Origin of the sequence: Sphingobium olei, from assembly GCF_042678845.1 — a bacterium.
In the GTDB taxonomy this organism is placed as follows: domain Bacteria; phylum Pseudomonadota; class Alphaproteobacteria; order Sphingomonadales; family Sphingomonadaceae; genus Sphingobium; species Sphingobium olei.
Genome location: NZ_JBHTLS010000101.1, coordinates 1 through 22,384, shown reverse-complemented (window position 1 = coordinate 22,384; position 22,384 = coordinate 1). Strand labels below are relative to the sequence as shown.

Sequence of the window (22,384 nt, the reverse complement as noted above, 5' to 3'; positions counted from 1 at the left end):
GATCAATCGTCGTCGATCAGGCGTCCGCGGCACACCCGCCAAGGTCAATGCGAACGCTGGTCTTGCGGCCAGCGAAGGGGTAAACTCGGGCAGTATCTCGGATGGCAGTCATGAGAGCGTACGTTTTCGACCATCCTCTCACCGGCCCCCGGTCTGGCGGGGGTCCTTCGGGCGCTCGTGACTGTTGACGAAGGCGGCTACATCCCACGCTTGCTGATCGCTGAGCCGGTTGCCCTGTCCAAGGGGCATGTTCGCCTTGATGAACCCGGCGGCGTTATCGATGCGCGCCATGCCTGCGCCCCAGTTGTAGCTACGCGGTCCCCAGAGTGGCGGAAACACAACACGACCGTTGATGTCCTGGCGTCCCTGACCGTCACTGCCGTGACAGGCTGCGCAGTTCTGGGAATAGACCTGCGCGCCTCGAACCGGGTCGTAGCCGGCAGCCGACAGTGTGGGCTCTGGATATCCCGCACCTTCCATATCGACGCCGGTCGGCGCATTTTTCGCGAGCCAGTGAAAGTAGACCTCCAGGTCCTTGTAAATATCCGATCCAGGCGGGGGCGGCTTGCCGCTGGGCCCGTCCTGCGCATTCATCGAATAGGTGAAGCAACCCTTCACCCGATCTTCCATTGTGTTGATCTGCTTATTTTTAGAGCGATACTTAGGATAGGCGACCCATGCCGCCCACATCGGTGCACTATCCGGTTTCCGGCCGGCATCGAGGTGACAATTCTTACATGCGAGACTGTTGCCGACGAACTCACGAGCATTCGTCCCCGGATTAAGGAATATCTGCATTCCGCGCCGGATCGCATCACCCTCCGGTCCAGCAGGAATCGACGACATTGGGGGGGGCGAGAAAGCGGCGGGTTCGGATGCTACGACGTCTCGGTTTGTATCGGCGTGACCGATCAGGCCGGTGTCAATGAATATCGACCCGAGGACGAACAGCGCGGTACCACCGGCTACCGCGAGGACGGCGGTTCGGGCCGTGCTCGCGTGACGCTCCCGACGCGTGCTTGCCGCATCGGGCGCGAGGTCATCGGGCGCCGGATCGGCCATGAGCGGTCTCCTTGGGGGCCGCGGCAGGTACCGGCGGCAAGGTGGCGAGATAGTCAGCGACAGCTCGGCGATCGCTATCGCCGAGAGCGGCGGCGATCCGGTTCATCATCTCAACGGGCGAGTTGCGCCGTGTCCCTCCGCGCCACGCGGCAAGCTGTCCGGCGGTATAGCCGGAATGCTGCGCGGCCAGCGCCGGAAATCCCGGCGCGACGCCGAAGCCGGAAGGTCCGTGGCACGAGAAGCAGGCTGGGATACCTTTCGCCCAATCCCCTTGAAGTGCAAGCGTCTCGCCCCGCGACAGATCGCCTCCCAGTTCGGGCCGGGCTGACGATGGGCTACGCATCTCGGCATAATAGCTGCCAAGCGACCGCCTCTGCGCCGAGGACAGCGAGCGCGCCACAAGCGTCATCGTTTCATTGTCGCGGCGCTTCGTGGCAAAGTCGTCCAGCTGCTTGACGATATAGTCGGCCGGCAATCCCGCAAGGCGCGGCACGTTGCCCCGGCCCTCGCCACGGGCGCCGTGACACGAAGCACACGCCCAGCCGCCGCCGGAGCCGCGATTGACGATGGACAGCGTTGCCGCATCCGCAAGCTCCGTCTGCCCCGGAATGGAGGCGGGCTGCGAAGGCAGCGTCGGGTCGAGGGTCGCGGCAATTTCGGCACCACCCGTCCACGCCCCGCGCGCCGGGAAGCGTGCGCGCTCGCGTGCGACGAAGGCCGCATCCAAGTCGAACTTTGCCCCACCCCAGGTCTTGCGGACGTGGTTCGCCACGCGTGCGAGATCGTCATCAGAAAGAACGCTCGCGAAGCTCGGCATGTGCCCGTCGAATCGCGCGCCGGAGACTTCGATCGGTCCATCGATACCGTGTAGAAGAATTTGCGTGACCACCTCCGGCCTTGCCGCGGCAAACGGCGAACCGGAAAGAGGAGGGATTGCCCCGGACACACCGACGGCATTCGGCTGATGGCAGGTCGCGCAGCGCGCGGCGAAGATCGACGCGCCGCTCAATGGCGTGTCTTCCGCCTGCACCTGGGCCTCACCGGCACGTTCCACGCGTGCGACGCCGACTGCGTGATGGGTGTGAAACAGCATGACGACACCCCAGATCGCGAGCGCGATCGCAATCCACAGCACCGGGAGCGGAATGCCGCGATGCTCTTCGTAGGGCTCGAATGTCTCGTCCGGGGCGCGGGAAGCGTTCATCGCTTGATCCTCGCGTAGCCGTCGTCACGCTCTCCGTTCACGGGCGCAGGCATCGTTCGGTCAAGCGAGAGCAGATAGGCGACAAGGTCCAGCGCCTCTGGCTTCGCGACAACAACGCCGTTCCTGGGACCCTGACCGGCGGGAACGGCAACGACCACGTCTCCCGGCGCGGCACGGTCCTTGACAGTGAACAGGAAAGGATAGGCCGGCATGATGCTCCACGGGGAGATGCTGCGCGGCTGATAGAGATGCGCCAGTTGCCAATCTCGACTGGGAAGGCGTGCACCGACGTTCAAAAGGTCCGGCCCCGTACGCATCGTCCCCAACAAGTGTGGAGAATCATAGGCGTAATCTGACGCAACCGCTGCGCGTCCCCAGCCTCGTTCGCCGTCCGGCGCCTGATCCGGAATGCGCGGCTGCTGGCTGTGGCAATAGACACATCCTTGCGAGACGTAGCTTTGCCGCCCCCTCAGCTCCATTTGCGTGTAAGGTTGCAGTCCGGGCGTCGCCGGCTGGGCGCGAATCTGCATACCCGGCACAATGACGAGAAGAAGCGTCGCGAAAGCGAGGATTGCCAACGCGAGTATCCCGAGTGGCAAGATGCGGTTCATGCCGCCACCGCCGGTGTCGTCGCCATCGGTGCCGGGTGGGGTACCTCAGGGCTGCGGCGCAGCAGCATCGCGGTGAAATGCGCAGAGAACAGCAAGTGGCCCGCCGTCATCAGCGCACCGCCGACCGAACGACCTTCCAGATACGGTTTCAGCAAAGTCACACTGTCCTCGAACGGCCGCGTCGCGTCGAGCATTGCCAGTCCTTGAAACACCCCGCCTATCGTAAGAGAAAAGAAATAGATGCCAAATCCGGCAACGACGAGCCAGAAATGCAACGTGATCGTACGAGGCCAAGGCCAGGCACGTCCAGTTACCCGGGGCATCATGTGATAGATCGCACCGAACAGCGTGAATGATACGAAAGCGTAGGCACCGAGATGCGCGTGGCCAACGGTATATTGCGTAAAGTGCACGACAGTATTGATCGATCGGATAGCCCCGACGGACCCTTGAAAAGACGCCAGGGTATAACAAACGGCGCCAAGCGAAATGAACCGAAGCGGGACGGACGTCTTCAAGGCCCATGAGTTCTGCGCCACTGTGACGTGCTGGTTGATGGCAACGGCGATCACCGGAACAAACATCATCACCGAATGAACGATAGAAAGCGTTACGACCCACGTCGGCACCGGTCCGCCGATCAAATGATGGATGCCAACCTGGCTGTAAAATAGCGCAAGCGCCCAGAAGCCTAGGAGCGAGAGGCTGTAGGAATAGATCGGCTTACCGATGATTTTCGGGATGAAATAGTAGCCGGCCCCTACGGCAAGCGGAGTCAGCCACAGGCCGAGGACGTTGTGGGCGAACCACCAGTTCACCGTGGCCTGTTCCGCGCCCATGAAGACATAAGGCACGTTGGCGACCACGAAGAGGACGGGGAACCAACAGATCGCCGCCATCCAGTACCAGCCGGTCACGTAGATGTGCCGGACGTTGCGGGCTGCCGCCGTCCGCAGCAGGGGAAGGACGAAGAATGAGCCGGCGACGGCAAGCAGGATGTCCACCTGCCAGGGGATTTCCAGCCATTCTTCCCCGTCGGTCCACCCGTTGGCGATGGCGACGGTGCCGACCACCAAGGCGACGTTCCACAACACGGCTCCGATGATGGGGAGGTTCGGATGCCGCAACTTCGTGTGAAACATCCTCGGTGCCACCCACATCACGATGGCGATGAGCCCAAGCGACGACCAGCCGTAAATGACCAGCGTGAGATGCAGCGTACGGACTCTGCCGAACGTCAGCCACGCAGCACTGTCGAGCCAGTCCGGCCAATGCAGTTTCAGCGATGCCGTAAGCCCGAATAGCGAGCCAAGCACCAGCCAGGAGACGGCGCTGGCAAGCAGCGCCGTCACTGGTCGGGCAGACACCGAGTCGATGCCTGCTCGGGCCGGGTCGTAATGGTGCGGCACCTTCTCGTCGGTCTCGGGCGCGGTGCCGGGATCGTCTGGCCGCCCTTCCTCGCCAGCGACGAAGATCGTTCGCGCCTGCGCCTGGTCGAATGACATTTGACGGCTCGAAACGGCCCAGATGAGAAACGCGAGCGCGAATAGCGAAACCACGAAACTGAGGGCGAGAAGAAGGCCGATCGTCAATCCCATGATCGCCTCAAAAGTTCAGATTAAGGCCGACGTAGCTGTAATGCGTGTCTCCGCTCGGCGGCGCATTGGGCGCATCCCGCAGGAAGCGCCCCTTCAATAGCACAGCGGCGCCGACATCCAATTGCGCGATCTTCGGCACCAGCCAGTAGCGCACGCGCCCTTCGATCTGCTGACCGGCGAAGCGGCCCGACCGACCACTTGGATCGCGCACACTGCTCGCGCCAAACGCATCGGTCGCGCTGGCCAGCCAGAGCGCCCGATACATGACAAATCCGTCCCACCGCTTGTCGGGTGTTACCTCAACGCGGATGCCAGGCGAGATGCTGTTTGCGCGCGATACGAGGCCGTAGAGCGATGTGGGACCGAGCTCAAAGCGGCGCGCGCCGTATAACGTGTCAAAACGACCGATCCCCTTGCCACCTCCGGTGCCGCTGCCCTGATCATAGGCAAGTGCTGCGCGCGGCTGCCACGCGGCATCGAAGGTGTAGCCGATCTCAACATGCGTCGCCCAAGCCCTGACGCGCCGGTCCTGCAGGTCAGTCGGGCTGGTGGAACCGCGCGCGTGGCCGACCTGCCCGGTTAGCTCCGCATCAAAGTCGATGCCTTCACGTGCCGCCTTGCGATGAAAGCGCACCCCGGGCGTCGCAAGATGCCGGTTGGTGGTGGGAGAGCCCGGCGAGTCACGCTCGGTTAGACCGTAGGCGTAGGCTTCCAGCCACATCCCATGTCCGACCGCAATCTCGTAAGATGCGCCGAAGAACTGAAGGGCCGTACTTTCCCGGTCGAATTCGACGCGGTCTGCCAGAATGCCATCGCGGTCATCCGGCAGCCGCATTTGTGGCATCAACCAGAAAACATCCAGCCGCGAACCGCCTTCGCGTTCTCGATGAAGGTGCACTCCTGTGAAGGCATTGGTTGTGTTACGGAAGTTTTGCCGCGACACGAGCCGCCGCGAGCCGATGTCGACGGTCATGCGTCCGACATCGAGCGTTGTCTGAGCATCAAGATCGAACCCGACATAGGCCTGGACCATCTCCAGCGCATTGACCTCTCCCGTCCCCGCAGAGGAATTACGTTCCTCGAGATAGCCCCGCGCATCCTACAGCTCCACCCCGACGCGAAACGGGCCGGTATCGTATTCGGCCGCGATCGTCGTCCTGAGGGTGAGCAAACGGTCGTCGCGGGCGGCCGTTGGCCGGAACTGCCCGTCTATGCTCTCGATCTGGACGCGGAAGGTTCCAGAAAGCTTCAGGTTTTCAGGAGCGCCGACCGCTTCGTGCAGCGGATTTTCTGCCTTCTCCTGTGCCGCGGCACCGTTCGCCGCCAGCAGCGCCGCCGCGCCTAGCCCGACCCGTCGGATCACTGCTTCGCGACCGGAACGACGCGAATGAATCCGCTCTCGGGCGCAACGATCGTGCCGCGCGCCTTCAGCGCCGCCTCGACCAGGTCCGTCACGCTGCGCTTGTCTGTAACGACGTCGCTTCCCCTTGCGAACGCAGCATAACGGTGGAGCCCTTCCAGCATGCCGACATTCGTTACAATCTTGTAGCGTCGCGTCGGATCGAGCGGAACCGCATTCAGGGTGACGCCGGACACCCGCGCTCCCAGCGGTCGGGTGAGGTCGGCCGTCCAGGCGATGCCCGAGGTCTGGACGAGTCCGCCGACACGGTCCATGTCGTCGCCGGGATTGAGGTTGGTCGCGCTTTGCTCGAGCACCGACAGAATCTGTTCGCCGCTCATCCCCAGCGTGACCAGCTTCGTCGGATGCGGCAACAGCGTGTATAGACGATCGCGGGTGATCGGGCCCGGCTCGATCGCAACGCCGTAGCCGACGCCCGGCATGAAAGCGACGTCGGCGCCGGTGGCCTCGCGCATGATATCGCCGACCAGCGAGTCGAACGGGCTTTCCGACTTATATTGCCGTCCGATGCGGTCGTAGGCGGTCGCGATCACCTCGTCCATGCGGGCGCGATGCGGGGCGTCCGTGGCGGCGACCGCCGCCAGCGTTTCGGAATCGGGCTGGAAACGGTCGTTCCATAATTCGAGTACTTCGCCATCCACTGCCTTCACCCGTCGATCGCTGCCGACGGTCAGTGTCAGGCGGCCGAGCATCGCGCCATCCGACAGTGCCTGTACTATCCAGGTTCCGCCAATCTTCTCCGGCGGCGCGATCCGGTCGTGGGAATGGCCGCCGACGATGAGGTCGACGCCCTGCACCTCACGCGCGAGCTTGCGATCGACCGCCGTACCCTGATGCGACAACAATACGATCACATCCGCCTGACGTCGCAGCGACGGCAACAGCCGGCGCGTCGTCTCGATCCCGCTGGTGAACGTAAGCTTCTCGGTATTCCTCTTCGATCCGGTCTCGCCGGTATTGTGGTAGCTCAGCGCCAGCACTGCGACGCGGACACCGTTGACGGTGAAGATCTGCCACGGCTGCCCGAACACCGGGCGACCGTTCTCTAGCGTGTTCGCACCGCGCATTGGGAAGCTGGCGATCCCTTGCAACTCGCGGGTGCGCTCAAGCCCATAGTCGAAATCGTGATTGCCGAGCGCCATGAACTGGTAGCCCAAGCCGTTCATCAGGCGGATCATGGCCTCGCCCCTGGTCGCGTTACCGACCAGATCGTCGCTGAACGTATCTCCCGCATCGAGCAACAGCACGTTGTCAGCGCCGAGCTCGGCACGGGTCCGCTTCACAACGCCCGCAATGGTCGCGAAGCCGCCGATCCGGCCGGCGCGAGAGAACTCCGAAGGAGAGCGGCCGGGATCGCCTGTCTGGGAAGTCGCATCACCCGGAGCGACATCGAACGGCGCGTGCCGCCCGTGCATGTCGTTGGTGTGAAGGATGGTGATGCGCCGATCCGACGCCTCCACCGCTCCGGTGCTTAATATTGCCGCCAAAATTCCAGCCAGCCAGCTACGCATGTCGTTTCCTCGCCCGATGGTCGAGGAAACGACGATGCCTGTCTTAAGGCAACCTTAAGACTTCAGTCGGGGATCAGCGCCCAACCCTTCAGTTGCAGCGTGGCGAGCGTGGTCAGCGCGGATACGTCGATCCGCACCTCCTGCACGACATCTTCGCTCTGAAATCCCTGCCCGTGCAACGCCTGGTCGCAGACCGCCACCGTGACTCCGGCAGCCTTGAGCTTGGTCAGAAGCTCGAGGTTGGGATTGGGCTTGCCACCGGCCTTGCGCCCGTATGCCGCGTTCTGCAGGATCGATGGCGTCGCAGGGCCGTGGACGATCGCGACGATGTCGCCGGGCGAAGGCTTCACGCCATCGATTGCGAGCAGGTTCACGAACCGGGCGACCTTCTCCAGCGAAGGATTGAGCTTGTCGGGTGACGGGGCGGCTTTCGTGATATTGAACAGGACCCGATACCGTAGCTTGGCATCCGGTCGCGTCTGCGCGCCATCCGTCGGAAAGGTCTTGCCGTAACCGACGATCGCCGGCCCGTCACGGGTCTGCGCCGATGCTGCCGGAATCGCCATTGCAGCCGCCAGCATCGCAATCCCTGCCGCCAACATTCTCATTTTGTCGCCTTTCTATCTGGAACTGTCCAACCCCAGCGCCGGAAGATGCCATCCGCGTGGCCGCTGGCAAGCCAGTCGGCAAAACGTTGTGCCGCCGGATTGTTCTTGCCTAGCCCGGTCAAGCCGATGCCGACGTCCCGGTAGACGACGAGATCGCGTTCTACCGGCACCGCCTGGCTTATGGCCGGATTGGCTTCCTGCCAGATGGTCCAAATGATCCAGGCATCGATCGAGCGGTCGCCGGTCCACGTTTCCTTTGCGTCTGCGCTGGACTTGGCGAATCCGACGATGTTCCTACGAATGGCGCGGACCAGATCGATGTCGCCGGTACGACCCGCCATGTCTTCCCACAAGCCGTTCTGGCCAGCCCCTTCAACCACGAGGATGCGGTGGCCGGGCCGTGCAAGGTCGCGCAGGCCGCGCACGCCGCCCGGATTGCCTGGGCGCACCAGGATCGCCCCGGCGCGCAGATACAGCGGCCGGATCGTCGCTGGGTCGATCTGGCCGGCAAAGGCGCGTTCGAATGCCGTCATCATCGTCTCGGCACCGCTGAAGACCAGGTCGGCGTCGGTGGTCGCGCGGTGCAACCACTGATCCGTCGGACCGGCGGTGACGACGACGCGCTGCCCGGTCTCGCGTTCGAAGGCAACGGCGGCCTCTTTCATCGCCGGCGCCGGGCCACCCGGCCCGTACACCATGACCTGGCTTGCAGCAGGGCTAGCAGCGCACAGGGCTGCGGCCAGCGCGGGTAGCAGCATTTTCAAGCTCATATCGTGCCTTTCCGGGCGATATCCGAAAGCGTTGACGGTCCAAGAATCTGCGGCAGCACCTGAACCGGCGCGGCCTGCTTGTAATAAAGATAGAACGGGATGCTATTCCGCCCGTGTCGTTGCAGAAAACGGGTGATCGCCGGATCGGCGCGGGTCCAGTCTCCGATTAGCGTCACCACGCCGTGATCGCGAAACGCCTCGCGCGTCCGATCAGTGTCGATGGCAAGACGTTCGTTGACCTTGCATGACAGGCACCAGTCCGCGGTGAAGTCGACGAACACCGGCGTACCTGCACGGCGCAGTTCTGCCAGACGCTCTTCGCTGAAAGGCTCTCGCGAAGGCAAGGCGTTCTGATCCGCAGTCTCGAACGGAACGGCTTGCACGGAGGTCACGGGTTCGACGGCAATTGTGATGACGACGAGGGTTGCCGCGATCGCCAGCGCCGGCATGGTCGCGCTGGCGCCGCGCCGCTGCCGCAGGCCGGCCCACCAGAGCATCGCGCCGGTCGCTGCGGCGGCGACCAGGCCGATCGCCATGCCATCGACGCCGACCTGCCGGCCAAGCAACCACGCAAGCGCGACCGTCGTCACCAGCATCGGAATGGCCAGGATCTGTCTCAACGTCTGCATCCAGGCTCCCGGCCGCGGAAGCCGATCGCGAAGCGCAGGTATCAAGCCGACGAGAAGAAAGGGCAGCGCGACGCCGAAGCCGAGACCGGCGAAGACGAAGAGCGCCTGAACCGGCGGCATCGTCATTGCTGCGCCGAGTGCGACGCCCATGAAAGGACCGCTGCAAGGCGTCGCCACCAACGCGGCGAGCGCGCCGGTCGCGAAGCCGCCGCGGTTGCGGCCCTGCGATGTCACCGCAGTCGGCAACTCGAAGAGGCCGGCCAGATTGAGTGTGATTGCCAAGGACAAGGTCAGCAGGACCAGCACCACACGCGGGTCCTGAAGCTGGAACGCCCAACCCGCTTCGCTGCCCGCTGCTCGCAAGGCGAGCAGCGCAGCGCCGAGCGCCATCGCGGCCGCGATGCTACCGATAGTGTAGGCGATCGCTTCCCGGCGAGCACCCGCGCCGCGCCCGGCGTGCGCAAGCGCCAAGGCCTTCAGGCTGAGGATCGGGAACACACAGGGCATCAGGTTTAGAAGCACGCCACCTGCGATGGCTGCGATCAGTGTCCATAGAAGACCGCCAAAGGCCGTCGACTCGTCGACAACTGCGGGTCCAGTCGAAGCCGCTACGGATTTGCCGGCGGCTGCGTGGCGACGAGCGGTGGGCTGTCGCTCGACATCGACTGCAGGGGTCGCAGAGGCTTGCCCCACCGACGCAATCTTGGCGCGCGTCGCGGAGATCGAATAGGCGGCGCGACCATCTGACACGACTCCTGCGATCCGGTCCGCATCATTGATCGCGACCTGCCCAGTGGTGATGACGACAGCGTCGGCAGCCCGTCTCGCCCGCTGCCGGGCGCTTGCTGCAAATATCGAGTCGTTCGCTGGATAGAAACGTGTACGAGCAGGATCGAGCCGATGGGCCGCGTCTGGAACGCTGAGGACGAGCGTGTCGGCCGTGGTGTCGAAGCGCGCATCGCGTGCCAGACTTGGCAGCGCATGCTGAGCTGCCTCGACCAGGTCCGCGCTGGCTGCATCCGCCTCACCGTTTCCGGCCGTGAGGGTGAGGCCGATCGTCTTCTGTTCGGGCACGCAGAGTGTATCGGAACAGGCGAGCCACCGAAGGCTCGCCTCGATCGCAACCTTGCTGCCGATCGGCATGTCCTTCGGCAGCGTGACACTGGAAACAAGCGATGCCGGCCCGGCATGGACATAGCTCGCGATGCCGCCGAGCTCGAGCATCGTCGGGGCGGGATGCCGCAGCGGTCCGAACGTGATGTTTGCGGGCGCCTTCCACGTGACCTCGAGAGGCAGGCCGCTGTCGCCCGGATTGCTCCAGTAACCATGCCATCCGGGCTGCGGCACCATCCGGATGATGAGCGGCGTCGGTCGCCCGGGCGCCGGTTGCTGCGATTCGACCGTGATATCGACAGAGATATGCGCCGGACCCTGCGCCGATACAGAACCGGGCGACAGACCACCGACCAGCGCTGTCAGAAGGAGTAGCAGTCGGATCACTGCTCCTTGGGCTCCTTGGCCGGATCACCCGTCGGGTTTGCGCGAACCATGGCGACCGCCTTCTTCATGTTAGCGTAGTCCATGCCGCCCGGCACAAGGTAAGGCCCGATGAGAAAGCCCGGGGTGCCTTGAAGCCCCATCATCGCCGCCTGCTGGCTGGTTCGGTCGAGCAGCGCGTCAATGTCAGCCTGATGGGTCTTAAGATCGGTTTGGAGGCGCGACCAGTTCACGCCTGCCTTGTCTGCAGCGGCGCGAATGACCTTGTCGTCGAGCTTACCCGTCGATTGCATCAGCGCATCGTGGAAGGCCACGTATTTCCCCTGATGTTTCGCGGCGAGCGCGAGCTTGGCCGCGGTTATCGATGCTCCGCCGAACATCGGCCAATCGCGGTAGACAAGGCGGATCTTTGGATCGCTGGCGAGAAGTGCCGCAAGAACGGGCTGCGCCTTGCGGCAGTAGGGACACTGATAATCAAAATACTCGACGATCGTGACGTCATAGGCCTTTGGCGCGTTCGTCGGCACCATCGGGTCGTCGGTAATCTTGCGCCGCTCCCGCGCTGCCGCTGCGGCCTGGTCGGCACTTGAGGGCGGCGATGCCCCCTGCGCAGCATTTGCCTGATCGGCAGCAGGTCTGAACAGAAGCGCCGCGACGAGCGCGAAGACGCCGATCGCGATAGCGGCGAGGGACATTTTTCTCATGTCGGGTTCCTTTCAAGATCGTTGATCGCTGCGATGAACGCAGCGCGGGATATCTCGCCGAAATGGCGCGCTCGCACCTTCCCCTCGGCGTCGACGGAAAGGGTCGTGGGCAGTGCAGGTGAGCCGATCGCCGTCGCGACACGGCCGTTCGGATCACTCAGCACCGAGGCCTTGGTCAGCTTGCGTGCCCGAAGGAAAGTGCGGATGCGATCAGCCGTCTCGCCCTGATTCACGAAAAGAACCGGTATCGGCGTGGCCGATGCCACGTCCACCATCATCGGCAATTCTCGCTGACAAGGCGGACACCAGGTTGCCCAGAGGTTGAGAACGAACGGTTGTCCCCTCAGCTTGTCGAGGTGCATGATCTTGCCCTCAACCGTGCTGACGACCAGTCCCGATGGCAACGGCCGTGGAGAAACGGCGAGAATGCGATGCGCCCCGACCCACAGGCCTGCGATCAACAGCGGCACCGCCGCCAACGCACCAGCGCGTCGGCGCGGTCGCAAGCCCGATGCGAGCACGATGGCCGCCGTGACGGCGCCGGGCCATAGCGTGAACCCTCCCTGCCAAAACCACAAGGCGGAAGCAGGATCCACGACGAAGGCGTCAAGATTCTGGAGGACGAACGCGATGCGCGCAACGGAGATGCCTGCCAACAGCGCGATGAACACCCTGGGGCGTCGAACGCCGAGCCTTTCCGCCAGCAAAGGGGTGGCCGCTACGAAAACCATGATCGCCACGACGGCGAGCAATCTGTCGACTGCAAGTGCGAGAAAACCAATCCGGATGACGCCGTCCATAGGCGCTCGTTTGCTCAGCTCGCTTAAGGCAGCCTTATCTCGCGAATGGACAACCCTATGAGCGACAAGCGCCGATGTGTAGCTTGGTTCCTTCTTCACACCCAACTGTTTTTGAAGCTATTCTGACGCCCGATCAGCTCTTAATCAAGTGTTGAGGTGTCTAAACTTTATATCCCCAAGACAAGATCTGACGTATTAGCTATTGAACAATCATTTATCTAGGGTCAGGACTCGTTGATCACAGCCAGAAGATGACGGTGGCAGCGAGGGCGATGGCGGAGAAGAAGGCCGTAGGGCAGCGATCGTAGCGGGTGGCGACGCGGCGCCAGTCTTTGAGGCGGCCGAACATGATCTCGATGCGGCTGCGGCGCCGATAGCGGCGCTTATCGTACCGGACTGGCTCGTTGCGCGACCTGCGGCCTGGGATGCAAGGCTGGATGCCCTTGGCCTGAAGAGCGTCCCTGAACCAGTCGGCGTCGTAGCCGCGGTCGCCGAGCAGCCACTGCGCTTTTGGCAGGTCGTCCAGCAGCGCGGCCGCACCGGTGTAGTCGCTGACCTGACCGGCGGTCATGAAGAAGCTCAAGGGGCGACCGTTCGCGTCGGCGACGGCATGGAGCTTGGTGTTCATGCCGCCTTTCGTGCGTCCGATCAGGCGGCCGAGATCCCCCTTTTTACCCGCAGGCTCGATGCCGTGCGGTGCGCCTTCAGGTAGGTCGCGTCGATCATCACCGTTTTGGGTTCGGCGCCCACCGCAGCCAGACCTTCCATGATGCGCGTGAACACGCCTGCCTCACCCCAGCGCTTCCAGCGGTTGTACAGCGTCTTGTGCGGGCCGTACGCGCCAGGAGCATCGCGCCAGCGCAGCCCGTTGCGGTTGACGAACACGATGCCGCTCAGCACCCGCCGGTCATCCACTCGAGGCTTGCCGTGGCTCTTCGGAAAGAACGGCCGCAGCCGCTCCATCTGCTCATCCGTTAGCCAAAACAGGTCGCTCATCCCGGTCTCCTCGCGGAGCCTGAATCAGATCGCGACGCTCATATCAATGGGTCCTGACCCTAGCTTTGCATAGTTACTATTCTATTTATATTGGCAATATATTCGCAAAGACATATTTGTGTTATCTAAAATCGACGCGATGGAATATTATTATAGATTAGACGTTCATTGCTTGGGGCAAATTGAAGCCGCAAAGCCACCGCCAATCAGCGAACGCAGCTGTAGTTTAAGAGGCGTATCCCTGATAGCAGCATCGACGATCGAAAGCCCGAGGCCGCTACCAGCTACTGTAGTGCCGGCTCCCCGTTCGAAGCGTCGCCGGACGCGTCCAAGCTCTACAGCAGGGATGCCGCTCCCCCTGTCTTCGATCGTCAGTTCGCGATCTTTAGCGCACCATCGAATCAGGACCGGCGAGTTCGCAGGGCCATGTCGAACCGCGTTCTCGACCAAATTGCGGACCGCAATGCCCAATCGCTCATCGCCGATCGGCATAGAGGCTTGCTGATCCAGACCTGCCGTTCGCAACTCTATCCCACGGGCACGCGCGGCTGCGTTCAGGTCCGCAGTGACACGGGCCACCACCACCGAAGCGTCCGATGCGCCTACGTCCGCGCCGTGAGCCTCCTGCCGTGCCAGCAGCAGAAGTTGCTGGACCAAACGGTTCATACGATCCACCGACTCCGTTATGCGCCCGAGCGCGCGCTGACGCACCTCTGGATCAGCGCTGCGCCGAGCGATATCCGCATGGGTCGCAAGTCCCGCAAGCGGCGTGCGTAACTCGTGGGCGGCGTTGGCGACGAAGGACCGCTCAGCATCACGGGCGTCGGCCAGTCGACCGAACAGCCCGTCGAGAGCCGTGATGACAGGACGCAACTCTCTCGGGGTATCGACCGGGGACAAGGGAGCTAGGTCCTCCGGCGAACGACCTTCCAGTGACCGAGCGATAGCGCGAAGCGGAGCCAGCCCGCGGCCTATGGTAGCCCAGAGGAGAAGGGAAAGCGCTATGAGGCCTACTATCGCGGGTAACAACAAGCCGGTCATCAGATCAGCCACAAGATGCTGACGCACTTTCAGATTGTCACCGACCATCACCCGTGCGCCATGAGTCCGATCGACCAGCGTATAGACGCGCCAGTCCTCGCCTTCGACGCGCCGCTGGGAAAAGCCGGTCCCACCACCTGCTACAGGCGCGAGTGGTTGGGCCGGGGCACTCGCCGATCGCCCAACCACCCGCCCGTCGAGAGACCAGATCTGGCATGACAGCTGCCGGTCGTAACGGCCGATCGCGGCTATCGCTTCCCTTCCCCGAACCGCCTGAGGAGTTACCCCCAGGGAAGCTACCATTCTAGCTGCTTCGCTAAGACGGCGATCGAGTACGCGCTCTACCTCTGTCTTTGTGCTGATCGCTGTCCAAGCTGCCGCACCCGCCCAGACTAGAACGGTCATCGCCACCAGCATCGCGAACAGGCGCAGGCGCAGCGATGTCATCGCAGGCGTATCCTATACCCCTCGCCTCGTACGGTCTCGATCATTTCCCGGCCGAGCTTTCCTCGCAAATTATGAATGTGGACTTCAATCGCGTTGCTCTCGACCTCCTCCTGCCATCCGTAAATACGATCCTCGAGTCGATTTCTCGAGAGCACGTAACCTGGATGCTCCGCGAGCGCATGAATGACAGCGAACTCGCGCCGTGACAGAGGTACGACATCTCCGTCCAGCAGCACGCAGCGGCGTCCCGGATCGATGACAAGGGAGCCGATTGAAATTGTCGGTTCCGCTCGACCACTTCGCCGGCGCGATATCGCGCGAATACGTGCCGCCAGTTCTGAAAGCTCGAACGGCTTTCCCAGGTAATCGTCAGCGCCGGCATCCAAGCCATCCACCCGATCCTCGACCATGGAACGGGCCGTGAGCAGCAGTACCGGTACGTCGAGGCCGTCTCGCCGCCATCGATGCAACAGATCAATCCCCGAACCGTCAGGCAAGCCGATATCCAGTATGACGGCATCGTGGTCACGACCACGTACGCATGCGTCCGCATCGTCACAGCGCCCTACGACATCGGCGGTGAATCCCTCCAGCTCCAATCCGAGCTTCAGGCCTTCCTGCAGGACTTCGTCGTCTTCGACCACAAGGATGCGCATCATGGTCGTTCCCACTTTCTACCGCGAAGGTATTCGCGACCTGCCACCCAGGGTTCTCCATCCTAGAACGATCTAACTCGAAGAGGGCGAGTTCCTCGTCTCGCTGTACCCTCCGCCGACCGCGCGGACCAGCGCGATCACTGCCCGCTGTCGATTGACCTGGACGTCAATACTCGCCTGTTGCGCATTCAATGCAGCGGTCTGTGCCGTCACGACATCCAGATAGTCGGCAGCACCATCGCGATAGCGTATCAGCGCCAGCTCTTCGGTGCGGGCTGCTGCCGTCGCGGCTTGCGACTGCTGCTGGCTCTGACGTTCAAGGGCGTTGGTCCGCGCCAAGGCGTCCTCGACTTCCCGAAACGCATCAAGCACCGTTGCCCGATAGTCGGCGGCCAGACGACGATATGCAGCCTCGCTGATATCGACCCGTGCGCGGCGCCGCCCACCATCGAACAGGGCGGCCAGCGAACTGAGCGGGCCGAGTGCCCAAAAGGTGTTGGGAGCCGAGAATATTGGCGCCTGCACGGCTTGCACCCCGCCCGACAGCCCTAGCGTGAGGTCAGGATAGAGCGCTGCACGAGCGACCCCGATACGGGCATTGGCGGCGCTAAGCTCGCGCTGCGCCCGTGCGATGTCGGGCCTCCTTTCAAGCAGTGCGGAGGGCACGCCGGGGGTGAAACGAGGGAGCGACACGCGCTGTTCGGCGCGCTCGATGCCGAAGGAGGACGGCACTTCTCCGACCAGAATTGCGATACTATGTTCCAGCGCCGCCCGTTCGCCGGCGATCGCTTCGGCGCGGGCCCGGGCGTCTGCCAGCTGCGAAGCCGCGCGGCTGCGATCCACACCCGATGCGATGCCGACATCGTAGCGGTCCCCGATCAACCGGGATGCTCGTTCGTAGGCCGCGACGGTACGCTGCAGCAGCGCTTGTTCAGCATCCAGGCCGCGAAGACGGAAATAGGTATCGGCAAGGGTCGCACGCAGGCTCAGGCGCACAGCCTCGACATTCGCTTCCGCTGCAGATGCATCGGCGCGACTGGCGGCAACCGCGTTGCGGACTCTACCCCAAAGGTCGATCTCGTAGGCTAGGCTGGCACCTGCGAGATATTGATTGGTCTCGATCGGGACGCCCGGTCCAATGGGCCGCCCGCCCGAGAGACGTTCACGCGAAGCCTGCGCCGTGGCCGTGATCGTGGGCAGTCGATCCGCTCCTGCCTCACGCATTGCGGCCAGTGCCCGATCGCGGTTGGCGAGTGCCGCTTCCAGCGTCGGATTGGCAGCATCGATCCGCACCACGAGATCGTTCAGAAGGGGATCGCCAAACGCCTCCCACCAAGATCCTCGAACCTCGCGATCGGATGGGTTGGCATTACGCCAGGGGCCGTCGTGCTTGAATGCCGGAGGCACGGCGATCTCCGGCGGTGCCCGGTCGGGTTGGAGCGAGCATCCCGCGCTAGCTATCACAAGCAGCACACTGCCCCAGACCCTAGCTCGCATTGGGCTTTTCCGATGGGCGCTGTGCGACGATACGAACACGGTCGCCAGCTTCGATCGCATCGGGGGGCGTTGCGATGACGCGGTCATTTTCCCGGACCCCGCTCAGGATGGTGACGCTTCGTCCCGTATCGCGTCCGACCTTGACCGGGCGGAGCGACACGCGCCCCTGCGGATCGGCGATCGCGACCTGTGTTCCCTTGGCGTTGGTTATGAGACTGGTTGCGGGAAGCTCGATCGTGCCCGGAGCCGCGCGCAGTCCAAGGTCGATCGTGGCAAATGACCCGGGAACCAGGGCATCGCTTGGTTGGGCGATCCGGAACTCGGCGAGCATCGTGCCCGATGCGCGATCGACCGATCGCGCCGTACGTACCAGCGTGGCGCCGAAACTTTGTCCCGGGCGGTCAGGAACGGTGACATCGGCCGTGATGCCGGGGTTCAGCTGCCCGATCACGTTTTGGGGTACGCGAACATAGACCCGCATGCTTGTGGTGTCGGCGATCGTGAACAAGGGTTTGCCACCCGCCCCGGTGGTAACGAGTGCCCCCAGCTGCACGTTGCGACTGGTGATGACGCCGCTGAACGGCGCGACGATCCGGGTGAATCCCCCGAGTGCTTCAAGCCGCCTGACGTTGGCACGCGCCGCCTCGGCACGGGCGGCCGTAGCGGCATATTGCCCCTGCTTCTCGTCCGCCTCTTGAGTCGATACAGCATCCTTCCCGCGCAGCGTCCGCCAGCGCTCAGCGGTCGTACGTGCAAGATCTCGATTGGCGACGGCGCTTTTCAGATCAGCCCGAGCCTGGGCCAGCTGCTGTTCCAGTTCGGGGGCGTCGAGAACCGCGAGCAGCTGCCCCTTTCGCACCGTCTGACCGATGTCGACGAGCCAGCGTGACACGTAGCCGCTCGTCCGGGCGTTGATCTCGGCCTCGTTCAAAGCTGACAACTCGCCGGGCAGGCCGATATTGCCGCCCTTCGCAACAGTGGCACGGATCACCGATACCGTGGGCAGCGCGTTGTCGCGAGCGATCGCAGCCTCTTCCGCTTCCGCGTTGTAGCGCGCGGCGATGCCGCCGCCGACTACGGCGACCAACGCGAGAGCTGCCCCACTGCCGATCAGAAAGCGGCGTTTCGAACTGGTTTCAGGCATGGTGTAGTGCAAGCTCCCCGGAGCTGGATTTTGGCGCGCGTGCGCGATGTGCGATGCTGAAGAGGACGGGCACGAGGAACAGCGTCGCCGCCGTCGCAAAGATGAGGCCGCCGATCACCGCCCGACCAAGCGGCGCGTTCTGTTCCGCACCTTCGCCAAGACCTATCGCCATAGGCGCCATGCCCAGGATCATGGCGAGAGCAGTCATCAGTACCGGTCGCAGACGAACCACACCCGCTTCAAGCGCCGCCTTCACGGCATCTCCCGTCTCGGCAAGCCGTTCTCGCGCAAAACTCACGACAAGAATGGCGTTGGCTGTCGCTACCCCCATGCACATGATCGCCCCCGTCAGCGCCGGCACCGACACGGTTGTCCCGGTCACGAACAACATCCAGACGATGCCCGCGAGTGCGGCGGGCAACGCACCGATGATGACGAGCGGATCGACCCAGCTCTGAAAATTCACGACAATGACGAGGTAGATGAGGATAATCGCGCCGACGAGGCCAAAGCCTAGGCCACTGAAGGCGGTGTTCATCGTTCCGTATTGACCCGACAGAGTGACCGTTGCGCCCTTTGCCAGCTCGCCGTCGAGAGAGGCGATGGCAGTTTGAACGTCGGCAGCCACGGCGCCCAGGTCGCGGTTCTGCGTCGAGGCGAAGATGTTAATGACCGGCGCAATGTTGTATTTGCTGACCACCGACATGGTGGCGCCCCGGCTGATCGTACCAAGCCCGCCCAGCGTCTGCTGCGATCCGTCTCGGGCACCCGACACCGGGATATTTGCGAGGTCTGCTACCGAGCCGACGCTACGCTCAGGTATCTGGGCTACAACGGGATAGGAAACACCATTTTCGGGATTGAGGTAGAAAATGGGCGATGATTGCTGCGTTCCGGCCAATGCGATGCCCAAGTCCGACGTCACATTGCGCTGATTCATGCCGTATTGCGCCATCTGGCTGCGATCGACATCGACATTGAGCTGCGGATATCGCGCGGACTGTTGGATGCGTACGTCAGCCAACCCCGGAATGGTCCGAAGCCTCTTCACCAGCTTCTTCGCATAAGCCATGTTTTCGGGAAGCTGACGACCCTTGATCTGGATATCGATCGGAGCAGGCGAACCGAAATTGAGGATCTGACTGGTCATGTCGGCCGGAAGGAAAGCGAAATCCACGCCGGGGAAGGCGCGCGGCAGTTCCCTTCGTAGCAATGCGACATGATCGGCTGTCGGGGCATGCCCGTGAGCGAGCGCGATCAGGACGTCGCCTTCATTCGGACCTACTGTCCCGGAGTTCGCGTAGATGTTGTTCAGCGGTGCCGTGCTCAGCCCGATATTGTCGACGATCGACCCGATTTCGCCAGCTGGCAACAGCTCGCGTACCTTCTTCTGGACACGCGCGAACAGGTCCGACGTCTCCTCGATCTGTGTGCCAACGGGCGCGCGGACGTGCATCGCCATCTGTCCGGAATCGACCGACGGGAAGAAGTCCCGACCCAGGAACGGGACCAACAGCAAGGACAAAAGCAGGGCCGAGGCGAAGAGCGGAACGAAACGCCGGCGTCGTTCCAATGCGCGCGTAAGCCAGCGCCCGTAGCTTTCCCGGAGCCACATGAAGCGCTGCTCAAACCCTTGCTGGAAGCGTGAGAGCGGACCCGAACCCTGCGCGCCGTGCGATTGATGGGGACGAAGGAGAAACATCGCCATCGTCGGTACCAACGTACGGGACAGCACGAACGAGGTGATCATCGCGAACACCACGGAGAGGGCCATCGGAACGAACAGGAAGCCAGCGACTCCAGGCAGGAAGAACATCGGCACAAAGACGATACAGATGCACAGCAGCGCCACGAAGGCAGGAGTGACGATCTGGGCTGCACCGTCGAGGATCGCGTCGCGCACGGATTTGCCCTGCTCCAAGTGCCAGTTGATGTTCTCGATCGTTACCGTGGCGTCGTCGACGAGGATGCCGATGGCAAGAGCGAGGCCACTCAGCGTCATCACGTTCAGGGTCTGCCCGGTTGCCGAGAGGGCGATAATGGCACCCAGGATCGCCAGCGGGATCGAGATGACGATGATGACCGTCGATCGCCACGAACCCAGAAAGAGAAGGATCATGAGCGACGTAAGGACAGCTGCGATCAGACCCTCATGCACAACGCCGTTGACTGCGGCTTTGACGAGCACGGATTGGTCGCCGATCAGCGAAACCTTCAAATTCGGCGGTAGGCTGGCAAGCGCAGTTGGCAGCCGCTCCTTGATCCCCGCCACGATCGCCAGTGTTGATGCCCCACCATTCTTCAGGATCGTCATGAGGGCGGATCGCTGCCCGTCGACATGAACGATGTTCGTCTGGGGGGCGGCGCCATCGCGAACTGTCGCGATGTCGCGCATATAGATTGTGCCGCCATCGGCTACCCTGACAGGGAGGTTGTTGAGCTGCTCGACCGACTGAGGGGCGTTGTTAAGCTGGACGTTGTATTGAAGGCCGCCGATCTTGGCAAAGCCAACCGGATTGATCTGGGTCTGGTTCGCCAGCGCGGTGGCAACGTCTTGCGCGGAAAGTCCGCGCGCCTGCAAGGCCTGCGGGTCGACATCGATCTGGATTTGCCGCTGTTTGCCGCCAAACGGAAAGGGCATCGCGACACCGGGCACCGTTACCAATGGAGGACGCAGCTGGTTCAGCCCAAGATCGAACAGTTGTTGCTCGGTCAGACCTTCACCCGCCAGCGCGAGCTGAAGGATCGGCACGGTCGACGCATCGTAATTGACGATCATCGGCGGCGTGATGCCAGGCGGGAGCTGGCGAAGGATGGTTTGCGAGATCGACGTGACCTGTGCGGTCGCGGTGCGAATATCGACACCAGGTTGAAAGTAGATTTTCACCACCGAAACGCCAGCAAGCGACTGGCTTTCGATATGCTCGATATCGTTGACCGTGCTGGTGAGCACGCGTTCATAGGGTGTAACGATGCGGCCAGCCATGTCGCGCGGCGAAAGTCCGGCATAGGTCCATGCGGTAGCCACGACGGGCACGCCGATGCGCGGGAAAAGGTCGACGGGGGTACGCAGGACCGTCAGCACACCGATCCCGGCGATCAGCATCGCCATGACGATGAAGGTCAGCGGCCGCGCGAGCGCGATGCGGACGATCGCTAGCATCCGGTGCCCTTACAAAGTAGTTGATAGCGGTTGGCCATGCCCGTGCTCCCTTGAGGCCGGGAGATAGCCGCGCAGCTTAAGGCAATCTTATCGGCGCCGTTGAGCTGGCAAGGCGTGACATTCGTGTCGCCTCAGATGCGCTAAGATTGCTTTAAGCAGAACCTGATGCCTTAGCTCGTAGCTCAGCAGGGAATTATCGGGATGAGAGTGCAGATCGCGACCATCTTATTAGGCGCTACGATGATACCCATTGCATCGTTACCAGCTACCGCCCAGATCTCGGATGATACGGTAGTCGATCTTTTGGCCGTCCAATCGCCATGTGGCGAACCCGATCGATATCGTGGCAAGAAAGATCAATTGTACATTGAGCGGGATGACGGCAGCATTCTGCTCGCAGATGCCTACCGATTGCAGGCGCTTGGCACGGCGCGTTCGAACGGTAAGTTACTGGCGGCATCGTGTAATCGCCGGTTCGTGGCGACTGCAGACTCCCAGCAATTGCACCTGTTAAGTACGAAGAATGATCGTCAGCCAATGACGGTACTTCTGCCCGCCGATGCAGTTGGAGCCGTTTTCACCAAGAACAGCCGCCAGCTATGGGTGGGGTTGTCCGGGCGCAATGAGGTTGTTGATATCGACCTCAATACAGGTCAGCTGCGGACCATCCCGCTTCCATTCGCAGCTGCTCGGCTATCCGCCGATTTCAAGGGGCATAATCTATACATCTTGGATCAGAAGGCAGGTGGTCTGCATGTAATTGATGAGAGATCCGGTCGCATACTATCCGGCGAGCTGCCAAAATTCGGCATCGGCGCTGACTTGATGCGGTCGCCTACCGACAATGAGCTTTGGATCGTTCGGAGCGATCGACCTCAAATTTCGATTGTACGAACCAAACTGTCAATCGGCGTCCAAACGGGACCCCCGATCGGCGCGCAAAAGGGACCCCCTTTCGAGTATGGCACGACGGTCGAGGAACGCTCCTTGCGCTGCGCGTGGCGTAGGGAGGGCGGAGCCCGACCG

The 22,384-nt window shown here is 62.7% G+C and carries 18 protein-coding genes and 1 pseudogene; 1 reads left to right on the top strand and 18 read right to left on the bottom strand.

Features of this window, described 5'->3' with window-relative positions:
* Positions 1 to 138: 138 nt before the first annotated feature.
* From ACFQ24_RS06325 to ACFQ24_RS06240, 18 genes and pseudogenes are all read right to left on the bottom strand, one after another.
* Positions 139 to 1,062 carry a c-type cytochrome gene (locus ACFQ24_RS06325; RefSeq protein ID WP_380909817.1) on the bottom strand — a complete coding sequence of 308 codons (924 nt, stop codon included), beginning with the start codon at positions 1,060 to 1,062 and terminating at the stop codon, positions 139 to 141.
* Positions 1,040 to 2,266 (bottom strand): c-type cytochrome, encoded by a 1,227-nt coding sequence (locus ACFQ24_RS06320; protein WP_380909816.1) that lies wholly within the window; start codon positions 2,264 to 2,266, stop codon positions 1,040 to 1,042. The genes ACFQ24_RS06325 and ACFQ24_RS06320 overlap by 23 nt, the downstream gene beginning before the upstream one ends.
* Positions 2,263 to 2,877 carry a cbb3-type cytochrome c oxidase subunit II gene (locus tag ACFQ24_RS06315; protein WP_380909814.1) on the bottom strand — a complete coding sequence of 205 codons (615 nt, stop codon included), beginning with the start codon at positions 2,875 to 2,877 and terminating at the stop codon, positions 2,263 to 2,265. Before ACFQ24_RS06315 ends, ACFQ24_RS06320 begins: the two co-directional genes overlap by 4 nt.
* A complete protein-coding gene (locus tag ACFQ24_RS06310) occupies positions 2,874 to 4,475 on the bottom strand; it encodes a cbb3-type cytochrome c oxidase subunit I (RefSeq protein ID WP_380909812.1) in 1,602 nt (533 codons plus the stop codon). Before ACFQ24_RS06310 ends, ACFQ24_RS06315 begins: the two co-directional genes overlap by 4 nt.
* Positions 4,476 to 4,482: 7 nt before the next feature.
* A pseudogene (locus ACFQ24_RS06305) lies at positions 4,483 to 5,562 on the bottom strand (alginate export family protein); the annotation flags it as partial.
* A gap of 12 nt (positions 5,563 to 5,574) precedes the next feature.
* A complete protein-coding gene (locus tag ACFQ24_RS06300; RefSeq protein ID WP_380909810.1) occupies positions 5,575 to 5,838 on the bottom strand; it encodes a hypothetical protein in 264 nt (87 codons plus the stop codon).
* Positions 5,835 to 7,406: a bifunctional metallophosphatase/5'-nucleotidase gene (locus ACFQ24_RS06295; RefSeq protein ID WP_380909808.1), complete on the bottom strand. Its 1,572-nt coding sequence runs from the start codon at positions 7,404 to 7,406 to the stop codon at positions 5,835 to 5,837. The genes ACFQ24_RS06300 and ACFQ24_RS06295 overlap by 4 nt, the downstream gene beginning before the upstream one ends.
* A gap of 62 nt (positions 7,407 to 7,468) precedes the next feature.
* A complete protein-coding gene (locus ACFQ24_RS06290) occupies positions 7,469 to 8,014 on the bottom strand; it encodes a DsrE family protein (RefSeq protein ID WP_380909806.1) in 546 nt (181 codons plus the stop codon).
* Positions 8,011 to 8,784 (bottom strand): substrate-binding domain-containing protein, encoded by a 774-nt coding sequence (locus ACFQ24_RS06285; RefSeq protein WP_380909804.1) that lies wholly within the window; start codon positions 8,782 to 8,784, stop codon positions 8,011 to 8,013. The genes ACFQ24_RS06290 and ACFQ24_RS06285 overlap by 4 nt, the downstream gene beginning before the upstream one ends.
* Entirely contained in the window at positions 8,781 to 10,913 is a 2,133-nt protein-coding gene (locus tag ACFQ24_RS06280) for a protein-disulfide reductase DsbD family protein (RefSeq protein WP_380909802.1), read from the bottom strand. The genes ACFQ24_RS06285 and ACFQ24_RS06280 overlap by 4 nt, the downstream gene beginning before the upstream one ends.
* Positions 10,910 to 11,605: a DsbA family protein gene (locus ACFQ24_RS06275; RefSeq protein WP_380909800.1), complete on the bottom strand. Its 696-nt coding sequence runs from the start codon at positions 11,603 to 11,605 to the stop codon at positions 10,910 to 10,912. The genes ACFQ24_RS06280 and ACFQ24_RS06275 overlap by 4 nt, the downstream gene beginning before the upstream one ends.
* Before the next feature lie 5 nt (positions 11,606 to 11,610).
* Positions 11,611 to 12,414, bottom strand: a complete 804-nt coding sequence (locus ACFQ24_RS06270) for a redoxin domain-containing protein (RefSeq protein WP_380909798.1) — start codon at positions 12,412 to 12,414, stop codon at positions 11,611 to 11,613.
* 238 nt (positions 12,415 to 12,652) lie between these two features.
* A protein-coding gene (locus ACFQ24_RS06265) for an IS5 family transposase (protein ID WP_327754294.1) occupies positions 12,653 to 13,410 on the bottom strand; the annotation gives its coding sequence in 2 pieces (ribosomal slippage) (positions 12,653 to 13,077 and positions 13,077 to 13,410; 759 coding nt in all).
* Between the two features lie 165 nt (positions 13,411 to 13,575).
* Entirely contained in the window at positions 13,576 to 14,898 is a 1,323-nt protein-coding gene (locus ACFQ24_RS06260) for a histidine kinase dimerization/phospho-acceptor domain-containing protein (protein ID WP_380909796.1), read from the bottom strand.
* Complete coding sequence (locus ACFQ24_RS06255) at positions 14,895 to 15,557, bottom strand: response regulator (protein ID WP_380909794.1); 663 nt, start codon at positions 15,555 to 15,557, stop codon at positions 14,895 to 14,897. Before ACFQ24_RS06255 ends, ACFQ24_RS06260 begins: the two co-directional genes overlap by 4 nt.
* Positions 15,558 to 15,626: 69 nt before the next feature.
* Entirely contained in the window at positions 15,627 to 17,051 is a 1,425-nt protein-coding gene (locus ACFQ24_RS06250; protein WP_380909792.1) for an efflux transporter outer membrane subunit, read from the bottom strand.
* Entirely contained in the window at positions 17,041 to 18,195 is a 1,155-nt protein-coding gene (locus ACFQ24_RS06245; protein WP_380909790.1) for an efflux RND transporter periplasmic adaptor subunit, read from the bottom strand. Before ACFQ24_RS06245 ends, ACFQ24_RS06250 begins: the two co-directional genes overlap by 11 nt.
* Positions 18,188 to 21,358: an efflux RND transporter permease subunit gene (locus ACFQ24_RS06240; RefSeq protein ID WP_380909788.1), complete on the bottom strand. Its 3,171-nt coding sequence runs from the start codon at positions 21,356 to 21,358 to the stop codon at positions 18,188 to 18,190. Before ACFQ24_RS06240 ends, ACFQ24_RS06245 begins: the two co-directional genes overlap by 8 nt.
* A 201-nt stretch (positions 21,359 to 21,559) precedes the next feature.
* Between ACFQ24_RS06240 and ACFQ24_RS06235 the strand changes: the two genes are divergently transcribed.
* A partial coding sequence (locus tag ACFQ24_RS06235; RefSeq protein WP_380909786.1) for a YncE family protein occupies positions 21,560 to 22,384 on the top strand: 825 nt, incomplete at its 3' end.

Bases quoted from the DNA above. Each gene is read 5' to 3' on its own strand.
- ACFQ24_RS06295 (WP_380909808.1), bottom strand. From the start codon at position 7,406: ATGCGTAGCTGGCTGGCTGGAATTTTGGCGGCAATATTAAGCACCGGA.
- ACFQ24_RS06320 (WP_380909816.1), bottom strand. From the start codon at position 2,266: ATGAACGCTTCCCGCGCCCCGGACGAGACATTCGAGCCCTACGAAGAG.
- ACFQ24_RS06315 (WP_380909814.1), bottom strand. From the start codon at position 2,877: ATGAACCGCATCTTGCCACTCGGGATACTCGCGTTGGCAATCCTCGCT.
- ACFQ24_RS06250 (WP_380909792.1), bottom strand. From the start codon at position 17,051: ATGCGAGCTAGGGTCTGGGGCAGTGTGCTGCTTGTGATAGCTAGCGCG.
- ACFQ24_RS06240 (WP_380909788.1), bottom strand. From the start codon at position 21,358: ATGCTAGCGATCGTCCGCATCGCGCTCGCGCGGCCGCTGACCTTCATC.
- ACFQ24_RS06290 (WP_380909806.1), bottom strand. From the start codon at position 8,014: ATGAGAATGTTGGCGGCAGGGATTGCGATGCTGGCGGCTGCAATGGCG.
- ACFQ24_RS06310 (WP_380909812.1), bottom strand. From the start codon at position 4,475: ATGGGATTGACGATCGGCCTTCTTCTCGCCCTCAGTTTCGTGGTTTCG.
- ACFQ24_RS06275 (WP_380909800.1), bottom strand. From the start codon at position 11,605: ATGTCCCTCGCCGCTATCGCGATCGGCGTCTTCGCGCTCGTCGCGGCG.
- ACFQ24_RS06270 (WP_380909798.1), bottom strand. From the start codon at position 12,414: ATGGACGGCGTCATCCGGATTGGTTTTCTCGCACTTGCAGTCGACAGA.
- ACFQ24_RS06285 (WP_380909804.1), bottom strand. From the start codon at position 8,784: ATGAGCTTGAAAATGCTGCTACCCGCGCTGGCCGCAGCCCTGTGCGCT.
- ACFQ24_RS06245 (WP_380909790.1), bottom strand. From the start codon at position 18,195: ATGCCTGAAACCAGTTCGAAACGCCGCTTTCTGATCGGCAGTGGGGCA.
- ACFQ24_RS06325 (WP_380909817.1), bottom strand. From the start codon at position 1,062: ATGGCCGATCCGGCGCCCGATGACCTCGCGCCCGATGCGGCAAGCACG.
- ACFQ24_RS06255 (WP_380909794.1), bottom strand. From the start codon at position 15,557: ATGATGCGCATCCTTGTGGTCGAAGACGACGAAGTCCTGCAGGAAGGC.
- ACFQ24_RS06260 (WP_380909796.1), bottom strand. From the start codon at position 14,898: ATGACATCGCTGCGCCTGCGCCTGTTCGCGATGCTGGTGGCGATGACC.